This is a genomic window from Microbacterium sp. I2 (assembly GCF_051364985.1).
In the GTDB taxonomy this organism is placed as follows: domain Bacteria; phylum Actinomycetota; class Actinomycetes; order Actinomycetales; family Microbacteriaceae; genus Microbacterium.
Genome location: NZ_JBLWIH010000025.1, coordinates 1 through 17,361, shown reverse-complemented (window position 1 = coordinate 17,361; position 17,361 = coordinate 1). Strand labels below are relative to the sequence as shown.

The 17,361-nt window shown below is 69.8% G+C and carries 13 protein-coding genes; 2 read left to right on the top strand and 11 right to left on the bottom strand.

Going from position 1 to position 17,361, the window contains the following annotated elements; translation table 11 throughout:
• Window positions 1-80 precede the first annotated feature (80 nt).
• The 3 genes from ACLKM7_RS18155 to ACLKM7_RS18145 all read right to left on the bottom strand — a co-directional run bounded on the left by ACLKM7_RS18155 (window position 81) and on the right by ACLKM7_RS18145 (window position 6,493).
• Complete coding sequence (locus tag ACLKM7_RS18155; RefSeq protein ID WP_436448704.1) at window positions 81-3,323, bottom strand: hypothetical protein; 3,243 nt, start codon at window positions 3,321-3,323, stop codon at window positions 81-83.
• Window positions 3,324-4,098: 775 nt separating this feature from the next.
• Window positions 4,099-5,181 carry a hypothetical protein gene (locus ACLKM7_RS18150; RefSeq protein ID WP_436448703.1) on the bottom strand — a complete coding sequence of 361 codons (1,083 nt, stop codon included), beginning with the start codon at window positions 5,179-5,181 and terminating at the stop codon, window positions 4,099-4,101.
• Window positions 5,182-6,358: 1,177 nt separating this feature from the next.
• On the bottom strand, window positions 6,359-6,493 hold the full coding sequence (locus ACLKM7_RS18145; RefSeq protein WP_436448702.1) for a hypothetical protein: 135 nt from the start codon (window positions 6,491-6,493) through the stop codon (window positions 6,359-6,361).
• Window positions 6,494-6,664: 171 nt separating this feature from the next.
• Here ACLKM7_RS18145 and ACLKM7_RS18140 point away from each other — a divergent pair, with 171 nt between their 5' ends.
• Complete coding sequence (locus tag ACLKM7_RS18140; protein WP_168912801.1) at window positions 6,665-6,829, top strand: hypothetical protein; 165 nt, start codon at window positions 6,665-6,667, stop codon at window positions 6,827-6,829.
• 77 nt (window positions 6,830-6,906) lie between these two features.
• A complete protein-coding gene (locus tag ACLKM7_RS18135; protein ID WP_436448701.1) occupies window positions 6,907-7,227 on the top strand; it encodes a TraR/DksA family transcriptional regulator in 321 nt (106 codons plus the stop codon).
• 35 nt (window positions 7,228-7,262) lie between these two features.
• Here the strand turns inward: ACLKM7_RS18135 and ACLKM7_RS18130 are convergent, their stop codons facing one another.
• From ACLKM7_RS18130 to ACLKM7_RS18095, 8 genes are all read right to left on the bottom strand, one after another.
• Window positions 7,263-9,068, bottom strand: a complete 1,806-nt coding sequence (locus ACLKM7_RS18130; RefSeq protein ID WP_436448700.1) for a choice-of-anchor G family protein — start codon at window positions 9,066-9,068, stop codon at window positions 7,263-7,265.
• Window positions 9,061-9,762, bottom strand: coding sequence for a hypothetical protein (locus ACLKM7_RS18125; protein WP_436448699.1), 702 nt, complete (start codon window positions 9,760-9,762; stop codon window positions 9,061-9,063). Before ACLKM7_RS18125 ends, ACLKM7_RS18130 begins: the two co-directional genes overlap by 8 nt.
• Window positions 9,762-10,328, bottom strand: a complete 567-nt coding sequence (locus tag ACLKM7_RS18120; protein ID WP_436448698.1) for a signal peptidase I — start codon at window positions 10,326-10,328, stop codon at window positions 9,762-9,764. The genes ACLKM7_RS18125 and ACLKM7_RS18120 overlap by 1 nt, the downstream gene beginning before the upstream one ends.
• The gene (locus tag ACLKM7_RS18115) at window positions 10,328-11,044 is read right to left on the bottom strand and encodes a SipW-dependent-type signal peptide-containing protein (RefSeq protein ID WP_436448697.1); all 717 of its coding nucleotides are present in this window, start codon (window positions 11,042-11,044) and stop codon (window positions 10,328-10,330) included. Before ACLKM7_RS18115 ends, ACLKM7_RS18120 begins: the two co-directional genes overlap by 1 nt.
• 953 nt (window positions 11,045-11,997) lie before the next feature.
• A complete protein-coding gene (glmM, locus tag ACLKM7_RS18110) occupies window positions 11,998-13,353 on the bottom strand; it encodes a phosphoglucosamine mutase (RefSeq protein ID WP_436448696.1) in 1,356 nt (451 codons plus the stop codon).
• A 16-nt stretch (window positions 13,354-13,369) separates the two neighbouring features.
• Entirely contained in the window at window positions 13,370-13,852 is a 483-nt protein-coding gene (gene rpsI / locus ACLKM7_RS18105) for a 30S ribosomal protein S9 (protein ID WP_168912817.1), read from the bottom strand.
• 25 nt (window positions 13,853-13,877) lie between these two features.
• A complete protein-coding gene (gene rplM, locus ACLKM7_RS18100; RefSeq protein ID WP_168912818.1) occupies window positions 13,878-14,324 on the bottom strand; it encodes a 50S ribosomal protein L13 in 447 nt (148 codons plus the stop codon).
• A 983-nt stretch (window positions 14,325-15,307) separates the two neighbouring features.
• Complete coding sequence (locus tag ACLKM7_RS18095) at window positions 15,308-16,336, bottom strand: DUF222 domain-containing protein (protein WP_436448695.1); 1,029 nt, start codon at window positions 16,334-16,336, stop codon at window positions 15,308-15,310.
• Window positions 16,337-17,361 lie beyond the last annotated feature (1,025 nt).

Below are 17,361 nucleotides of genomic sequence, written 5' to 3'. Positions count from 1 at the left end.
CGGTGTGTACTCCAGGTTCGCCCGACACACAGGCGCCCCGGGGACGCAGCCCCGGGGCGCCTGTTCATGGCGCTACGCGCTCACCGCTTCTTGCCGCTCAGTTCGAACGTCAGCGTCGCGACGTTGCCGGCGACGTCGTACACCTGCAGTTCGTTGGTTCCGACCTCGGCGCCGTACTTGCCGGGCTTGACCGCGTTCAGGTGCGAACGGGTCTTGTTCGGCAGGTCGGTCTCGACGCCGTTCAGCACGACCTTGTCGACCTCGCCGGCATCGAGCAGATCGAAGAAGATCTTGCTGTAGACGCCGTCCTCGCCCTTCGACTGCTTGGCGATCGTGACCGATGGTGCGGTGCGATCCGGCACCGCCGGGAGGGCGATGTCGGTGCGCTTCTCCGGCAGCTGCGCCTCGTCACCGAGGTAGAAGCTGGCGAAGCCCATCTGGTCGTAGCCGTTGTTCTTGTTGGCCACGCCGTTGCGGTACATCGGGTCGTGCATGAGCGTGCGGATGCCGTACTCCGTCGGCGCGAGCGTCGTGACGATGGCCAGGCGGTTGTCGCTCGCCCGCAGGACGAGCTCCTCGCGCCAGTCCCCGAGCAGGTCGCCCTTGAGCGTCGGCGTGCTCTTGTTGCCCGTCGACGTCAGGCCGGTCGCCAGATACGAGGTCGTCGCGAACGTCAGGTCGTCGACGCTGTTGACGGTCGCGCCGTTGACGGCCATGTGCGTCAGCCCGCCCCCGAACCAGATCGCGTTCTGCCCCTGCCCGATGCCGCGAGCCGTCGCGGTCGTGGTGAGGATCTCGCCCGTGACCATGCTCCTGACCTCGGTGGTCGCACCCGCCGAGCCGGCCTGTGCGCCCGGCCAGCGGTTCGAGTAGTTGCCGGCCACGCTGCCCTCGTCGTCGCTGGCCGCATAGACGCCATACAGGAGCGAGTTCTCGTAGACGACCTCGCCGTTCTCGTCCAGCCGCTTCCCCTTCATGGGGTCGTAGCCGGCGGGTCCGGGGATCCAGCCCAGGTGATGGCCGGTGCGCATGTCGTCCAGCAGGTGCTCCTCCATGCCGGACCACTCCCGGATGTTGTTGTCCTTGTCGACCGGAAGCAGCGCGCCGCGATCGCCGTGACGCAGCGGCGCCCAGACGTTCAGCGGGTTGTTGCGCACCTCGTCGGTGGCGAACTGGAACTGACCGGCGACCGGGGGAACGCCGTTCAGCCCCTCGATCGTGGGCATGATGTCGCCGTTGAGGACCTTGGGCAGGATCTTCGTCTTGTCGGCGTTCAGCCCGAGGACCATCGCCTTCAGCACGACCTCGTCCCAGCCGTCGCCGTCGAGGTCCGCCGACTTGGTGTCGTGGTTGCCGCGGTTCTGGTAGTCGTACGCCGTTCCGCCGAGCGACCAGTACTGCTCGTCCGCCGAGTCGAAGCTCGCCTGCAGGTTGACCTGACCGTCCACGATGTTGAAGGCCGCGAGGGTCGTGCGGTGGTAGTACCCGCGCTGCGAGACGGCGTACTTGTTCACGCCGTCGAGGGCCGCGACAACGCCGACATACCGATTCGCACGGTTGCCCTGCGCGTCGCCGAACGAGGCCGCCTTCCACGGGTTCTCGAGCCAGTAGGCCTCCTTCTCGGCCATGATCTGCGCCTTGTAGTCGTTCACCGAACTGCCGGCGCCCGGTCCCGGGAAGGCCAGGTACGAGTAGTTGCCTCGCTGGGTGGCAGGCGTCATGGCCCAGTTCTCGCCGTCGACGCTCGCCTTGTATGTGAACGGGTACTGCTCGCTGTCGACCAGCGTGCCCACGCCGGCCTCGGCATCCCATTCGAACGCCGAGAAGAACTCCTGATCGTCCTTCGCCGGCCCGATCGGTCCCACGTGGTACGTCTTGATCCACCGCTTGATCGCCGGGTCGTTGGGGCCGTCGTTGCCGCCGCCGGCCGTGGGGCTGCGGTACGAGATGGTGAAGCTGTTCAGCAGCGACCAGTAGGTGTCGAGCGCCTGCTCGTCGCCCGTCGCGAAGTACTCCTTGAACCGGTCGGTCGTGGAGTTGAGACCGTCCGCGCCGCCGACGACACCCGATTCCGGGTAGACGACGGTCTGGGATGCCTCATCCCAGTTGCCGATGCGCGTGCCCAGGGCCGTCTTCAGCATGAGCTCGGACTTGCCGTCACCGTCGAAGTCCTCGGCGAACAGCGTCGTCTCGTGGTCGTTGGCCGCGCGCACGTTGTAACCCATGTCGACGCGGAACAGCAGCGTCCCGTCCTGCTTGTAGACGTCGATGTACTCGGGCGCGGTGGTGGTGTTGCTGCCCCCGAAGATGGGCTCGGAGTACATCGGGTCCTGCTGGGTGCTGCGCCACTTCACGACGATCTCGTATTCGCCGTCACCGTCGAAGTCGCCCACCGTCATGTCGTGCGTCGAGTACGGCGCGCTCTGCGACGTATGGATGGCGCCCGTTTCGGTCTTCGCGTACGGCAGGCTGGTGCCGCTGTCGAGCTGCTCGACGTACTGGATGAACTTGGCCTCGAGCTCGGTGTAGAGCGCGTCGCCGATGATGCCGTCGGCGCCCAGGGTCGCCGTCGGCTGCCACGTCTCCTCGTTGTGCGCGTTGAGCTTGTCGACCCACTCGTCGAGGTCGGCCGCTGTGACGGGCGTCTTCTCGGCGTGCGGCTCGCGGAAGGCGCGGAGCAGATCCATGTCGACGGTGTACCAGTGCTGGCCGCCGGTCTCGGGGATGACCATGTTCGCCGCGTTGAGGTTCGTGCCGGGGCCGAACCGCTGGCCGCGGTAGGTGAAGTGTGCGAGCGGCACCGGGGCGGGTGCCGGCTTCAGCGGGATGTAGTGCGCCGCACCACGGTTCTCCTGCCCGGGCTGGCCGGCGAGGTTCGAGAGCATCGGCACGCTCATGCCCTGCCGCTGGCCCTCGACGCCGTCGACAACCGGGGCGACCTCGTACACCGACGCGACGGATCCGTCGGGATCGGTGTAGTTCGATGGAGTGACGTTCTCCTTCACGACGCCGGGATTGCTCTCATACGCGCTCTCGGGCTGCACGTCGCGCGGCTCGACGGTCGCGATCTTCGCGAAGTCGGCGGCGCCGTCCTTGCGGTAGACGTTCCACGACAGGCCGTCGGGCTCGTCGCCGAGGAACCGCCAGCTCAGGAAGACGCCCTCCGCAACCTGGGCGGCGACCAGGCCGCGAGTCAGCTGCTCGACAGGGCGCAGGTCGGGCTCCGGTGGCGCACCCGCCGCGGGTGGGCTGAAGGCGATCAGCGAAGCGCCGATCGCCAGAGTCAGGGGTAAGGGAACGAATTTGCGCAGTGATGTTCGCACGTGATTCTCCTCGTTGAGCGTTGTCGCCCATCCTTGGGCAACCGCTTTCCGGAGTCATGATCCTCCACCCGTCCCACTGACGCAAGAGAAAGTTGGATCGTTTCATCGATTCCTCATGGATCGTTTCACCGATCCGCGGGGCGAGGCGCTCGCGGGACAGGGTGAGGTTGGGAAACCACATACAGGTTGAAACACCCCGCCCGGGGCGGTTTGTCAACATACGTACGGTTTCTCAACCGGCATGTGGTGTCTCGACGGCGCGGGCTGCGCGGCACGGGCAGCGGCACTGGGCGCGTGCGCCACCGCATCGCCGCGCGTGCGCCACCCGCATCGCGGGGCGTGTGCCAGGATGCGCGCGGGGTGGGGCGGGGTGCGCGCGGGACAGGTTGAGGTTGAGAAACCACATATAGGTTGAAACACCCTGCCCGGGGCGGCTCCTCAACCTACATACGGTTTCTCAACCTACCTACGGTTTCCTCAACCGGCATGTGGTGTCTCGACGGCGCGGGCAGCGGCACCGCGCGCGTGCGCCACCCGCATCTCCGCGCCTGCGCCAGGACGCGTGCGTGGGCGGGCGAGGCGCGAGACAGGTTGAGGTTTGAGAAACCACATACAGGTTGAAACACCCGGCCCGGGGCGGTTTCTCAACCTGCGTACGGTTTCTCAACCCGCATGTGGTGCCTCGACGCGCCGGCAGCGCGGTGCCGGCAGCGGTGAGGAAAGCGCGGTGCGCGCACGACGGGCGAGGAAAGAGACGGGGAGCGGATGCCGGGCGTCAGGGGCGCCACGGCCAGGGCCAGTCGCGGGGATCCGTCCCGGGTTCCGGCTCGGGCTCGGGCTCAGGTTCCTGCTCGGGTTCAGGTTCGGGCGCGGGGCCGGCACCGGGGCCGGGAACAGGCGCGGGTGCGGGCGCGGGATCGGGCGCGGGGTGGGCAGCGCCGTCCGAGCCGGGCTGCGACCGCGGGGCCGGGGCATGCTGACGCTGCTCGGCCGCTTCGCGCAGTCTCGACTGCTCCTCCGCGAGTCGCGCCTGCTCACCGCGGAGCGCGATGACCGCTGCCGCATAGGACTCCATGGCTGCCAACGCGGCATCCTCATCCCCGGCGATCGCGGCGGCGTGCGCGGCGACTACCACCGCATCCCGCAATGGGGTCCCCGGCAGAGCATTCTCGGCGACGATCCGTTCGGCGAACGCGGGAAGTCCGCCTCCGAGCATGAGGAGCGCCGTGCGCAGCGCCGCCGTGCGGTCGTCGAGCGATGCCGCGTCCACGCGCACCGCTGCCGCCGCCGCGCTGACGAGCTCGGCGTGTTCGATCGCATCGTCGGCTGCGACGAGGAGCGCTTCCGGATCGGCGTCGTCGACGTCCGCACCTTCGTATGCGGGTGCTGCTGCGGCCGGTCCGGCCAGCTGCGCTGCGAGCGCGTCGAGCGCGCCCTGAGCCGAACCCCGGGCCGGCTCGTCCGACAAACCGGCGAGGGAGTCCAGAACCATGCCCGTTCGGCCCACGGTCGGTGTCGCTGCAGCCGCAAGGATGCCGTAGGCGGCGGCCGCAGCATCCAGCTCCTGCTCCGCGGAGGCGACCACCGCCTCGGCCCCGGCGAGTTCTGCAGCTGCCGCGGTGAGGCGATCGCGCGCCTGCGCCGACTGCACGGTGAAGATCCCGGCGACCACCACGCCCGAGATGAGAACAACGGATGCCGCCGCCACCACCCACCGCGCCCGCCCACGTCGTCGTTGGCGAGGGGTGCTCGGCACGGGTACCGATACGGGTTCGGGCAGGGGCTCGGGCAGAATCACGCTGTCGAAGCCGGCGGGCTCGGGCGCGACAGACGGGGCGAGCACCTCTGCCGAAATCACGGGGCGGGATTGCTCCGACACCGCCGGACCGAAGACTTCGGGCAGCGCCGAGGAGCCGCCCGCCACAACGGCCGACGCGAAAATGTCCGCTGGCAACACGTCGCCGGGCGCCTCTCCCGAAAGCGCCGGTGGTGACTTGGCCGGTCGAAGCGGGACGCCGCCTGTCGGGTCGAACGGGGCAACCGCGCGCGTCGCCTCCGTCCGCGGCCCGCGCGGTGCAGCCGGGTCGAACGGGGCAACGGAGCGCGTCGCCTTCGCCCGTGGCACGCGCGGTGCAGCCGGGTCGAACGGGGCAGCCGCCCGCGTCACCTTCGCCCGCACCTCGCGCGAAACCTCCGGACGCGACATAGCCGGTCGAAGCGCGACAGCGACCTCCGCGGCTTCGGACTCGGGCGCCTCGCGCAGAACTTCCGGACGCGGCGTAGCCGGTCGAGGCGTGGCGGCCTTCGCCAATCCCGCGACGCCATCTGCCGAAGGCACCCGACCGGGCACCTCGCGCAGAACCTCCGGACGCAGAACCTCCGGACGCGACATAGCCGGTCGAAGCGCGACAGCGGCCTCCGCGGCTTCGGGCGCGGGCGCCTCCCGACGCAGAACTTCCGGACGCGGAACCTCCGGACGCGGCATCGTGGGTCGAGCCGCGACGGCGTCCTTCGCCGCCTCCGATCCGACGCCGGGGCTCCGCGGCGCAAGCGGCACGCGTGGTGCAACGGGTCCGAGGGGAGCGACCGTCGGAGCGTGCTCCGGCAGCGGCGCCGCGGTCGCACCGAAATGGGCGATCGCGAGGGCGCTCGCGGCGGCGACCGCTGTCGGGCGCGACCGCTCACCCTCGAGCGGCGGGCCGAAGAGGCGGGCGAGCGCCTCTTCGCGTTCCCGCTCGGCGTGACTCGCCCGATCGAGCTCTGCGTGTGGGGCCGACGCACCTCCCCATGATGCGTCGGCCCTTCCCCGGATCCCCATTGTTCGCCCCGTCCTAAACCGGACAGCGCCAGCGTACGCGCGAGGACTCACCCCGGTCATGGGGGAAAACCCCGCGCCTCCGAACCCGCCCGTGGGGACCCTGGGGGTGGATGCCGGCGACCCGTCGTGGACGAGGTCCGGCACCACCCGCACGGGTCGTCAGCGGCTCATCCGGCCTGGACGCTATCGCGCGGCGCGAGAGGAGCCGCCGCGTCCATCACACCCGCGCGTCCTTGCGCGGCTTGATGAACGTGCTCGGCTCGCGCTTCTCACGCTTCGCCGCGCGCTTCTCCTTCATCGACATCTTCGCGGCCTTCTTGCTGCCGCGTTCCTGTGGTGACTTGCCCGACATCGTGTCCTCGCTTCCCCTTGTCGGCTGGCGGTGAACCTCCGACCATAGCCCCGTTCCACCGGAAGTCAACTCGCCCTCCGACCCCTCCGCGCGGCGCGCCGAGAGCCCTGCCGCAGCCAACGCAGAACCGCCCGACTTGCCTTTTCCTAGGTCCCGGCTATGGTGAGGGCCATGACCTCGATGCCCCGTCTCGCCGCCTCGGAGGGTCCCTCGGACGCCTCCGTCGTGACGTGGGCCGCCGACATCGCCGGGACTCGGCATGAGGTTCTTCCGCCCCGGCGTGCCGCGGCACGTGGCCGGTTCATCCCTGCCACGTCGCGCGCTGCACCCCCGTAGACCCCTTCCGTCGAAGGGCAATCCCGGTCAACCAGCGCGTCGCATCTGCGGCGCGTTTCTCATTTTCAGGAGCCGTCATGACGAACACTTCGAACGACGTCCGCGTGCCGGACGTCGACGCCGCCCGCCAGCAGCTCGAGGAGCAGCTGCAGGAACGACTCGACGTCCTCGCCGAGCTCGCCCCGCGCGCCCTGCCGGGCGTCGACCCGGTCGCCTACCAGGTCGTGGAGTCGAACCGCCTGGTCGTCGAGCAGATCGCCGCCGCGCTGAATCGCCTGGAGGCCGGCACCTACGGCCGCTGCACCCGGTGCGGCGGCCCCATCGCCGCCGCGCGCCTGGAGGTGCTGCCGTACGCCGCCGCCTGCATCGAGTGCCAGAGCCATGCGGACGCCGCGTAACTCCAAGCCGACCCGAATACCGGCTCGTGCGCCGCTCAGGAGGCGTTCGGTCCGGCCGTCGACGAAGCGAGGAAGACGTTGAGAACGGATGCCGCGCCCGCGGTCGTCCCGTCGACCACGCCTATCCGCAGCGCGCTGACCGCGTACTCGCCATCGTCAATGGGGTACGGCGGCGCGGGCTGCGGCGACTGATCGGGCTGGGAGTTGACGCTCACCGAGACCAGTTGCGAGATGAGATCGAGTTCGCCGTCGAGCGCGCCGAGTGCCGTCGCCACAGCGCCGATGAGCGTCGTGGTCATCGTGCCGATCAATCCGGTGGCCGGTGTCACCAGCGAGTTCTGCAGGATCGTGGCGAGGGAGGGCAGGAGAGTCGTGACGATGAGGCCACCGAGCGTGGCTTCGATCGTTCCGACCAGCGCCGCCACGACGCCCGCGAGCGCCCCGAGCGAGCCGGGCAGCACGTCGGCCTCGACGACCGGCACGACGGGCGCGTAACCGGGGGTACCCAGCAGGCCGCCAACGGAACCCGTCATCCCCACCGACACATCGATGGCGTCTACCGTCGTCAGCACCAGCTGCGCGCGGACGATGGCCGTGGCCTGGATGGAGATCGCGGCGTCGAGCACGGACTTCGCCGCAGCGCGTTCCAGGTCGTAGAGCAGCCCCGTCTGCGTCGCGGGGTTGCGCAGCAGGAGGCCGACTCGCTGGACGATCGCACTCATGACTTCGGAGCTGAGTACCGAGGTGTTCGGCGCCAGGCCGTTCAGTCCGTCGGAGGTCTGGTAGATGTCACCGACGAGTGCGGCGAGGTCGACGCTGGCAGTGCCTTGATTCAGATCCACGCTGACGACACCATCGGTGAGGGGCGTATCGAGCACCGCAAGAAGTGGTGCGGTGTTGAGCGTGACGTCGAGCGAGTCGACCGTGACCGATCCGACAGACAGGAGCGGATTGCCGAGGATCCCTCCGAGCAACGGGCCGAGGCCGTTGACGACGGCTGTGCGCAGCAGTCCTTCGACGGTTCCGACAGTGGTGTCCAGCCCTGTCGCCAGCGTTCCGACCGCCGTATCCACGGCGCCACCGAGAGTCGCGACCGCAGGGCTCTCGAATCCGAGGTCGAGTCCGGAGACGAGGTAGTCACGCTGCACGGCGCCGGCCGCGCCGCTCCACCGTTCTTCGCAACCGTCGACGGTCGCACGGGAAGCGACCGAGCCGACCGTGAGTGACAGGTCGGCGATGCCGCCGAGCGCCGGGCCGAGGCCCGGCAGATCGCTCAATCGGAATGTGCCCATCGACGGGGCTGTGCCGGCCTGCACCGCATCCAGGTCGATCGTGCCCTGGTCGGTCACGGTGCCCGAGGCCCCGGTCGACGCGCCGTCAGGCAGCGCCTGTCCGTACTGCGAGTACGCGCCGGCCCCGGCATCCAACGGCAGCGTCAGCCCCAGCTCAGTCGAGACCAGGCCGCCGAGCGCCTGGAGTGCGATCGCCGACGCGTACGCGTCGGCGCCCAGTGACGTCGAGCCGGCAGGCTGCGCCGACGACGTTGCTCCGTCGTTGGCGACGATGATGCCGCTCAGCCCCGCCACCGGATCGAGGCTCTGCCCCACCAGCGATCCCGACAGCACTCGGCCGGTCGCCTGCGACGTGAACCCTTCGGTCACGGCGCAGTCCAGCGTGCCCAGAGCGCCGTTCGCCCACTCGTTGTCGTTCCACGCCGCGTCGGTCGCTGCGAGCGGCACGAGCATCGCGGCGACCAGGCCGGTCGCGGCGAGCGCGGCCGACAGCATCCGTCCCTTGATCGATCCCCGCGACGACTGCGGCGAGCGTGCGAGCTCACGCATCGGTCACCTCCCGCACGCGAGGCCGACCGGCCGCGACCTGCACACCGCCGAGGACGAGCAGGCCGAGCGCGAGCAGCAGCGGGCCGAACGGGTCGGCGCCGGTGGGCGGCAGCGCGCCCTCGGGAGAGTCACCGGATGCTGCGAACCCGAAGCCCACCTCGCCCTCGAGGCCCTCCAGTCCCAGGTCGGCCGCTTCGGTCGGCGTCGAGATGGTCACGAGGAAGTACCGGGACTGGTCGACGAGCAGCGGGTCCAGCTGCCAGAGCTCCCCCGTCGCGGGCGAAGCGACCTCGGCGACCCGGGTGGTGGGCATCAGCAGCTCGGCCGGGCCGGCGCACGTCGGATCGGCCGTGAGTCCAGTGAAGGCCTGGTCGCACTGCGAGATCGCGATGCGCAGACCCATCGGGTCGTCCACGAGAGCGCCGGCCGCACGAAGCGTGAGCGAGAACTCCCGCGAGCTCGCCCCGTCCAGGGTCGCGCGGATCTGCCAGTGGTACGCCTCGCCCGGGACGATCGGATCGATGAATTGCGGGGTGTCTCCCCACGCGAGGCGCAGCTGCCCCGGCATCCCGTTCTCGGCGATGGCGGTGAAAGCCGCCGCGGCGTGTGCGCCTGAGATCACCACGCCGGCGGCGAGGAGCGCCGCGCCCAGCAGGCGCAGCGGTCGCCACCGCGAGACCCCGGCTGCCGCCATCACATGTCCCGTTCCCGAGCCGGCCACAGGCCCCACGCGATGACGCCGGCGAGCGCCAGCGTCATCGCTCCGAGTGCGACCGGGGTCTGCAGGGCGACGAGCACCGCCCCGGCTCCCGGCACACCGAGCAGCACCCGATCAGTCTCGGAGACGACGTAAGGCTGCTGGTCGGGCGTGGCGTTGTCGTCACCCTGCAGCACGACGCTGCGCTGATCCGGTTCGCCGGCCACCGGATCGATCGAGATGATCCGGTGGGTCACCGGAAGCGCTTCGCCGGAACGCTGCACCGTGATGACATCGCCGATCCGCAGCTCCTCGGCCGAGACCGGCGTGCTGACGGCGGCCGCGCCCTGCGACAGCGTCGGCGCCATCGACCCCGTGCGGAACACGATGACCGACAGGCCGAGCAGCTGCGAGGCCACGAACCAGATCACCGCGGCCAACCCGATCACGCCGACGACCCAGAGACCGATGTCTTTGGCCCGCTCCCCCGCCGGAGGGCGTCGCCCATCGGCGGAGGGAGTGGCGGCGTGGCGAGCGCGCGGCCGAAGGCCGGCGGTCGTCATCAGACCGACGTCGAGAGGAACTGCCAGGCGGGTGCGACCGTGCGGCCCTGCAGCGTCTGCGTCACCGCGCTGTCGGGCAGCGAGATCTCGAAGCAGTAATAGTGCACGTCATCCCCTCCGCCCGAGATCGGCTGGTCCGCTGCGCCGGCGCTGCCCAGGCCGCCCGCCGCGACGATCGGGATGACGCCGACTGCGTCGAAGAACGCCTGGTCGCACGTCGGCGCCGCGTCAGCGGCCGCCTGGATCTCGAGGGCCACGCGCACCTGCAGGCTCGTCCAGAGAGTGCCGGCCGGGTCGTCGATCACCACGCCGGTCGCCGGCAGCGCACCGAGCAGATCGACCGTGCCCGCGATCGAGGCATCCGACGTCTTCAACGCGACAGGCGCGTAGAAGGTCTCGCCGGGAGTGAGGGCCAGGATGTCGTCGCCTGCGGTGAGCGGAGAGAACACGAGTTCACCACCGGGGTTGTCGGGCTCTTCGACCCAGCCGGTCGCTCCTTCGCCGTTGGTCGGACTCAGCGTGTTCTGCAGCACGACGAACTCGCTCGTCCCGATGCCGGGACCCCCGTCGGCGCCGCCCCAGACCCATTCCGAGTCGGTCCAGCTGGCGAGGGTCATTGTGCCACCGACGCCGAGGACGAGGCCCCCGGCGAGGACGGCGAGGATGCGCCGACGGCGCAGGCTCCTGCTGACTGATGACGTGCGGTTGAGTGCCACTCGAATCCCCCTTCTCGCGTGCGAAATCGGCACGCGAAGATTCCCCCACCCGGCGCGAGATATCGGCCTGGCGCTCCCCCGAGTGCCGCTGCGAGGAATCTATCGGCGCTGCGAACCGTCGCTCCGCCGGGGTCTTACGACGGGCGAACGCGATGAGGATTTGCTGAGGCAGCTGTCCGGTCAGGCCGCACCGAGGTCCCGTCTCAGGCTGGTGCGCGACCAGCCGCGCGTGTCCGGTTCACCCCTGCGGCGGAATTGAGCGGATACTGAGCCACGAACGCCGCCCGTCGAGCGAGCGAAGCGAACCGAAACACCCGAACTCCCCACCCGTCGAGCGAGCGAGCGAACCGAAACGCCCGAACTCCCCACCCGTCGAGCGAGCGAGCGAACCGAAACACCCGAACGCCCCACCCGTCGAGCGAGCGAGCGAACCAAACGCCTTGAACCCCCACCCGTCGAGCGAGCGAGCGAACCGAAACGCCCGAACGCCCCACCCGTCGAGCGAGCGAACCGAAACGAAACGCCACCCCCGTCGAGCGAGCGAACCGAAACGCCCGAACGCCCCACCCGTCGAGCGAGCGAGCGAACCGAACGGAACACCCGAACGCCCCACCCGTCGAGCGAGCGAACCGAAACACCCGAACGCCCCGCCCGTCGACCGAGCGAACCGAAACGAAACACCCGAACGCCCCGACCGTCGAGCGAGCGAGCGAGACAAGACACCCCCGAGCCCGACGTCGACACCGCGCCCGACGCGTTCAGTCTCGTCGCTGCGCTCCTCGCTCGATGGCCGAACGCCGCCGGCTCATCGAGCGAGCGAAACGAACGCCCCGCTCGTCGACAGCGGGGATCCGAGGCGTTTCGACTCGTCGTTCCCACGCCCTCCACGCAGCGCTGGCGCGCTGCGAGGAGCGTCCGGGGCGCGTGGGCCCAGCGCTCGGCGAGCGGTCCTGCTACAGCGCGAGCCGATCCCGCACCACGTCGGCAAGCGCCTCCGCATGCCGCGATGCTTCGTCTTCCGACGCCGCCTCGACCATCACGCGCACCATCTCCTCGGTACCCGAGGGGCGCAGCAGCACGCGGCCCGACAGGCCGAGGTCGGCGGATGCGCGGGCGACGGCATCCTGAACGATCTCGTCACCGACCCGCGTGCGATCGACGCCGCGCACGTTGATGAGCACCTGCGGGTACACGGTCATGATCGACGCCAGCTCGGCGAGCGACTTGCCGGTGCGGGCCATCTCGGCCACGAGGTGCAGGCCGGTCAGCACGCCGTCGCCGGTCGTGGCGAACTCGCTCATGATGACGTGGCCGGACTGCTCGCCGCCGAGCGAGAAGCCGCCCTCGGTCATGCGCTCGAGCACGTAACGGTCGCCGACCGCGGTGGTCTCGACGTGGATGCCGTGAGCCGACATCGCACGGTGCAGCCCGAGGTTGCTCATCACGGTGGCGACGAGGGTGTCGTCGGCAAGCGCGCCGCGCTCCTTCATGGCCACCGCGAGGATCGCCATGATCTGGTCGCCGTCGACGACACGGCCGGCGGCGTCGACGGCGAGGCAGCGGTCGGCGTCGCCGTCGTGCGCGATGCCGACGTCGGCTCCGACTTCGACGACCCTCTTCGACAGCACGTCGAGGTGGGTCGAGCCGACCCCGTCGTTGATGTTGACGCCGTCCGGGTCGGCCCCGATGACGGTGACCCGCGCGCCGGCGTCCCTGAAGGTCTCAGGAGAGACTCCGGATGCTGCGCCGTGCGCGCAGTCGAGGACCACGTGCAGCCCGTCCAGGCGATGGGGCAACGATCCGAGCAGGTGGACGACGTAGCGGTCTTCGGCGTCGGCGAAGCGGCGGATGCGGCCGACGTCGCCGCCGGTCGGCTGCAGCTTCGGCAGCTCGAGTGCCGCTTCGATGCGGGCTTCGACGATGTCGGGCAGCTTGACGCCGCCGCGCGCGAAGATCTTGATGCCGTTGTCGGGCGCGGGATTGTGGGATGCCGAGACCATGACGCCGAAGTCGGCGTCGATGTCGGCGATCAGGTACGCCGCCGCCGGCGTGGGCAGCACGCCGGCGTCGAACACGTCGACGCCTGAGGATGCGAGCCCGGCTTCGACCGCGGCGGAGAGGAACTCACCAGAGACGCGCGGGTCGCGCGCGACGACGGCCGTGAGACGGCGGCCTTCGGCGCGACGCGCCTCGGCGGAACGGCCCTGGCCCAGGACGACGGCAGTCGCCTGGGCCAGGGTGAGCGCGAGATCGGCGGTGAGGGGGCCGTTGGCCAGCCCCCTCACCCCGTCCGTGCCAAAGAGCGGCATACGGAGCGAGATCCGATCAGCGCTTCGAGTACTGCGGAGCCTTGCGGGCCTTCTTGAGACCGGCCTTCTTGCGCTCGATGACGCGAGCGTCGCGTGAGAGGAAGCCGGCCTTCTTGAGCGTCGGGCGGTTGTTCTCTTCGTCGATCTGGTTCAGCGCGCGGGCGATGCCCAGGCGCAGCGCGCCGGCCTGACCCGAGGGGCCGCCGCCGGAGATGCGCACGATGACGTCGTAGGCGCCGGTGAGGTTGAGCACCGTGAACGGGTCGGTGATCAGCTGCTGGTGCAGCTTGTTCGGGAAGTAGTCCTCGAACTCACGGCCGTTGACGGTGATGGTGCCCGAGCCGGGGATCAGTCGCACGCGGGCGATGGCCTGCTTGCGACGGCCGACGGCTGCGCCGGGAACCGAGAGCACGGGGCGCTCGGCGGCGACGGCTGCGGTCTCGTCGACCGGGGTCTCGGTCGAGTAGTTGGATTCGGTGGTTTCTTCGATCTTCGCCACGAGTGTGTCCTTGTCTCTACGGCGCTTACTGGGCGACCTGGTCGAAAACGTACGTCTTGGGCTGCTGCGCGGCGTGCGGGTGCTCGGCACCGGCGTACACCTTGAGCTTCGACAGCTGGTTGCGGCCGAGGGTGTTCTTGGGGAGCATGCCGCGGACGGCCTTCTCGACGGCACGGACGGGGTTCTTCTCGAGGAGCTCCGAGTAGGTGACCGACTTGAGGCCGCCCGGGTAGCCGGAGTGGCGGTAGGCCTTCTTCTGCTCGAGCTTCTGACCGGTCAGGGCGACCTTGCCGGCGTTGATGATGATGACGAAGTCGCCGGTGTCGATGTGGTTCGCGAAGGTGGGCTTGTGCTTGCCGCGAAGGAGCGTGGCGGCGTGCGAGGCCAGGCGGCCCAGGACGACGTCGGTCGCGTCGATGACCAGCCACTCGCGCTGGGTTTCGCCAGCCTTGGGGGTGTAGGTGCGCGTCACAGTAGTGCTGCTTTCTTGATTCGAACGGAGAGGCTCGTGAATCCCGCTCCGGGGTGGTTTCCTGGTCGACGACCGGGGAAACACGCCAGTGGAGGGCTCACGTTCGTGGTGTCGGGTCAGCTGAGCCGCACACCAAAGATCAATACTACGACAGACGGATGCCTCAGCCAAACCCGCCGCCCGCGACTTCACCGCCGCCCGCGGGCTTCAAAGCCACGGGCAGGGCCACAGCCACGGCCACAGCCACGGCCACGGCCAAAGCCAAAGCCAAAGCCAAAGCCAAAGCCTGACGCCTTATCGCGGCCGGAGGCACGTCACCGCCCCGTGGTCAACAAGACTCCTGGCCATTCCAATCGGGAGTATTCCCGCCGCGGGGGCGTCCCACCCCGAACAGGTCTTCCCCATCCGATGACGTCACCCGTCCCGAACACGTCATCCCCACCCCCGACGACGTCCACAGCACATGCGAGCTCTTCCTCATCGCGACCCCACCCCGGACGACGTCCACCCCGCCCCGAACACGTCAGCCCCGCCCCGAACGACGTCACCCCCATCCCGAACAGGTCTTCCCACCCGATGACGTCACCCACCCCGAAACACGTCATCCCCACCCGACGACGTCACCGCGCCCGAAACACGTCATCCCCACCCGACGACGTCACCGCGCCCGAAACACGTCATCCCACCCGACGACGTCACCCACCCCGAAACACGTCATCCCACCCGACGACGTCACCCACCCCGAAACACGTCATCCCACCCGACAACGTCACCCCGCCCCGAAACACGTCATCCCCACCCCGGAACACGTCCACCCACCCCGAGGACGTCACCCCGTCGCGAGCAACTGATCCTCGTCATGGTGAGGTCATCCTCGTCGCGGGGGCGCGCCCGCCTGCCCGCGAACGACAGACCCTTGCCGGGGTCGTCAGCACCACCCCTCCGGGGCGCGTCGCCGCTTCCTGCGCGAGGTCGTCCCGCTCCTACGCGACTCGGGCGCCGGCTACGTCTGGGACCTCTGGTTGCGGAGGGGTGCGCCAGCGTTCGCGGTCGGGTGGAGGGTCCCAGAGCCATCTCAGCGGGGATTTGGACCGGAGGACGACAGGCTCATCCCCCGATCCTGCGGGTGGGTGCAGCACGAATGGGCCGTCGCCGTCGCGGGTGATCCGCCACCCCGCGTTGTGGAGGTGGAGGTGATGGAATCTGCACAGCAGCACGCCTCGGCCGCAGTCGGTGTTGCCCCCTGCAGCCCAGTGGTCGCAGTGATGGGCTTCGCAGTATTCAGGGGGCCGGTCGCACCCGGGCCACAGGCATCCGCCGTCCCGGATCGCGAGGGTGAGCCTTTGCTTTGCCGTGTAGAGCCGCATCTCACGGCCCAGGTCCAGCGGGTTCCCGGCGGTGTCGGCGAAGACGTCGATGGTTCCGGTCACACATAGCGCGCGTTCCAGCACGGATCCGGGCAGCACCAGCCTCCCGTCCTGCGTGCACGCGGTGGCGACCATCCGGCCGAACACATCGCGGTGCACGGAGTCGCCGGTCACGGTGTCTTTCATGGTGATCAGCCGCAGCCCGGGCTCCTTCGCGCCGTACACACTCTTCGCGTCGGCCCGCGCCCCGGCGCGGAGGACGTCCATGAGCAGGTCGTACGCGAGCTGATCATTCGAGCGCGGATCCTGCGACAGCGCATCCGCATCGGTCTTCTCGCCCGCTGCCACGAACCTCGGCCCGCCACGGCGAGGTGCCAGCGCGGTGCGCAGCAGGTGATCCACCCACTCGCCCATCTCGTCGTCGTACACGATGTGCCCGCGACGCAACCCGTCCGCTCCCACCGACGACCGATACGACCGACTGTCGAACCTCGCCTGAAACCGTTCCTCGGCCCCCGCGGGGTCGAGCATGTCGCGCAGGCAGCGGGCCCGAGCCGCCAAGTCCTCCACCATGCACTGCGCGGCCTCGCTGACCAGAGCCGCCGCGGCGGCGCGCCAGGCCTCGACTACGGCCTCCGCGGTCACGACCACCGCCTCGGCGGACTTCGGCTCCGCGCCCGCCGGCCCCCCCGGGCTGCGTCGATCGCCCCGCCATGGTGGGCGGTTCGCCCAAACCCGACCGGATCGCGTGTACCTGCGCCGTCGTCAAGCCACCGGAGAGCAGCCCGGCCCGCAACGGCTCATGCCACGGCAGCGACTCCGGCGCGGCATCCGCCCTCTCCCCGGAGCCGCCCGCGACATGCGCTTGGCCGTTTTCGGAGACTCCGTCCAGCAGCGCCTCGCCGACCTTCACCGCCCGGACCGCCTCCGCCCGAGTGCCGCCGGTGACCTCCCGCACGAACTCCACCGCGTTGCGATGCCCGGACTCTTGCACCAGGCCGCCATGCCCCCGCTCCCGCGAGGACCGCGCCGCAGCCACCCCGGCAAGCACCGACTGCAGCAGCCCCACATGCTTCGCCAGCAGCGCGGCCTGCCCCAGCAGGTCCCGCACCGACCGATCCGACAACCCGATCACCGACGACGGCAAATCCGCCGCCCCCACCGCAAGCTCCTCGAACACACGAAGCCGTCCCACCACTTCGTCAATATCTTCGAGGAATGTCACGAATCCAGTATGCCGACGTCCACCGACATCGAGTCAGGAATTCGCACAGCTTGTGGATAACTGGCTGAACATATAGAACATAGCTCCGATGTTGGTGAAGAATAGCCCGCGCTCCGAGGCGCTGCCCACCGCGCACGTGCAACTCCTTGAGTTCCGCAGCCGCTCCACCTGTGAAGTCGCGCACCTGGCACCGTCTCGCGGCGACCACGCACAGTGCGCGATTCGAACCGGGCCGAGCGCCGAGTCCCGGAACCCCGCAACCCCGCAACACGCCGCTGCACCCCGACGCCCGGTAGCCCACAACCCCTCACCACCCCGCAGCACACGCCGGCCCCCGCCGCCCGGTAACCCGCGACATCCGGACCCCCTCACCACCCCGCAGCACACGCCGGCCCCCGCCGCCCGGTAACCCGCGACATCCGGACCCCCTCACCACCCGGAGGAC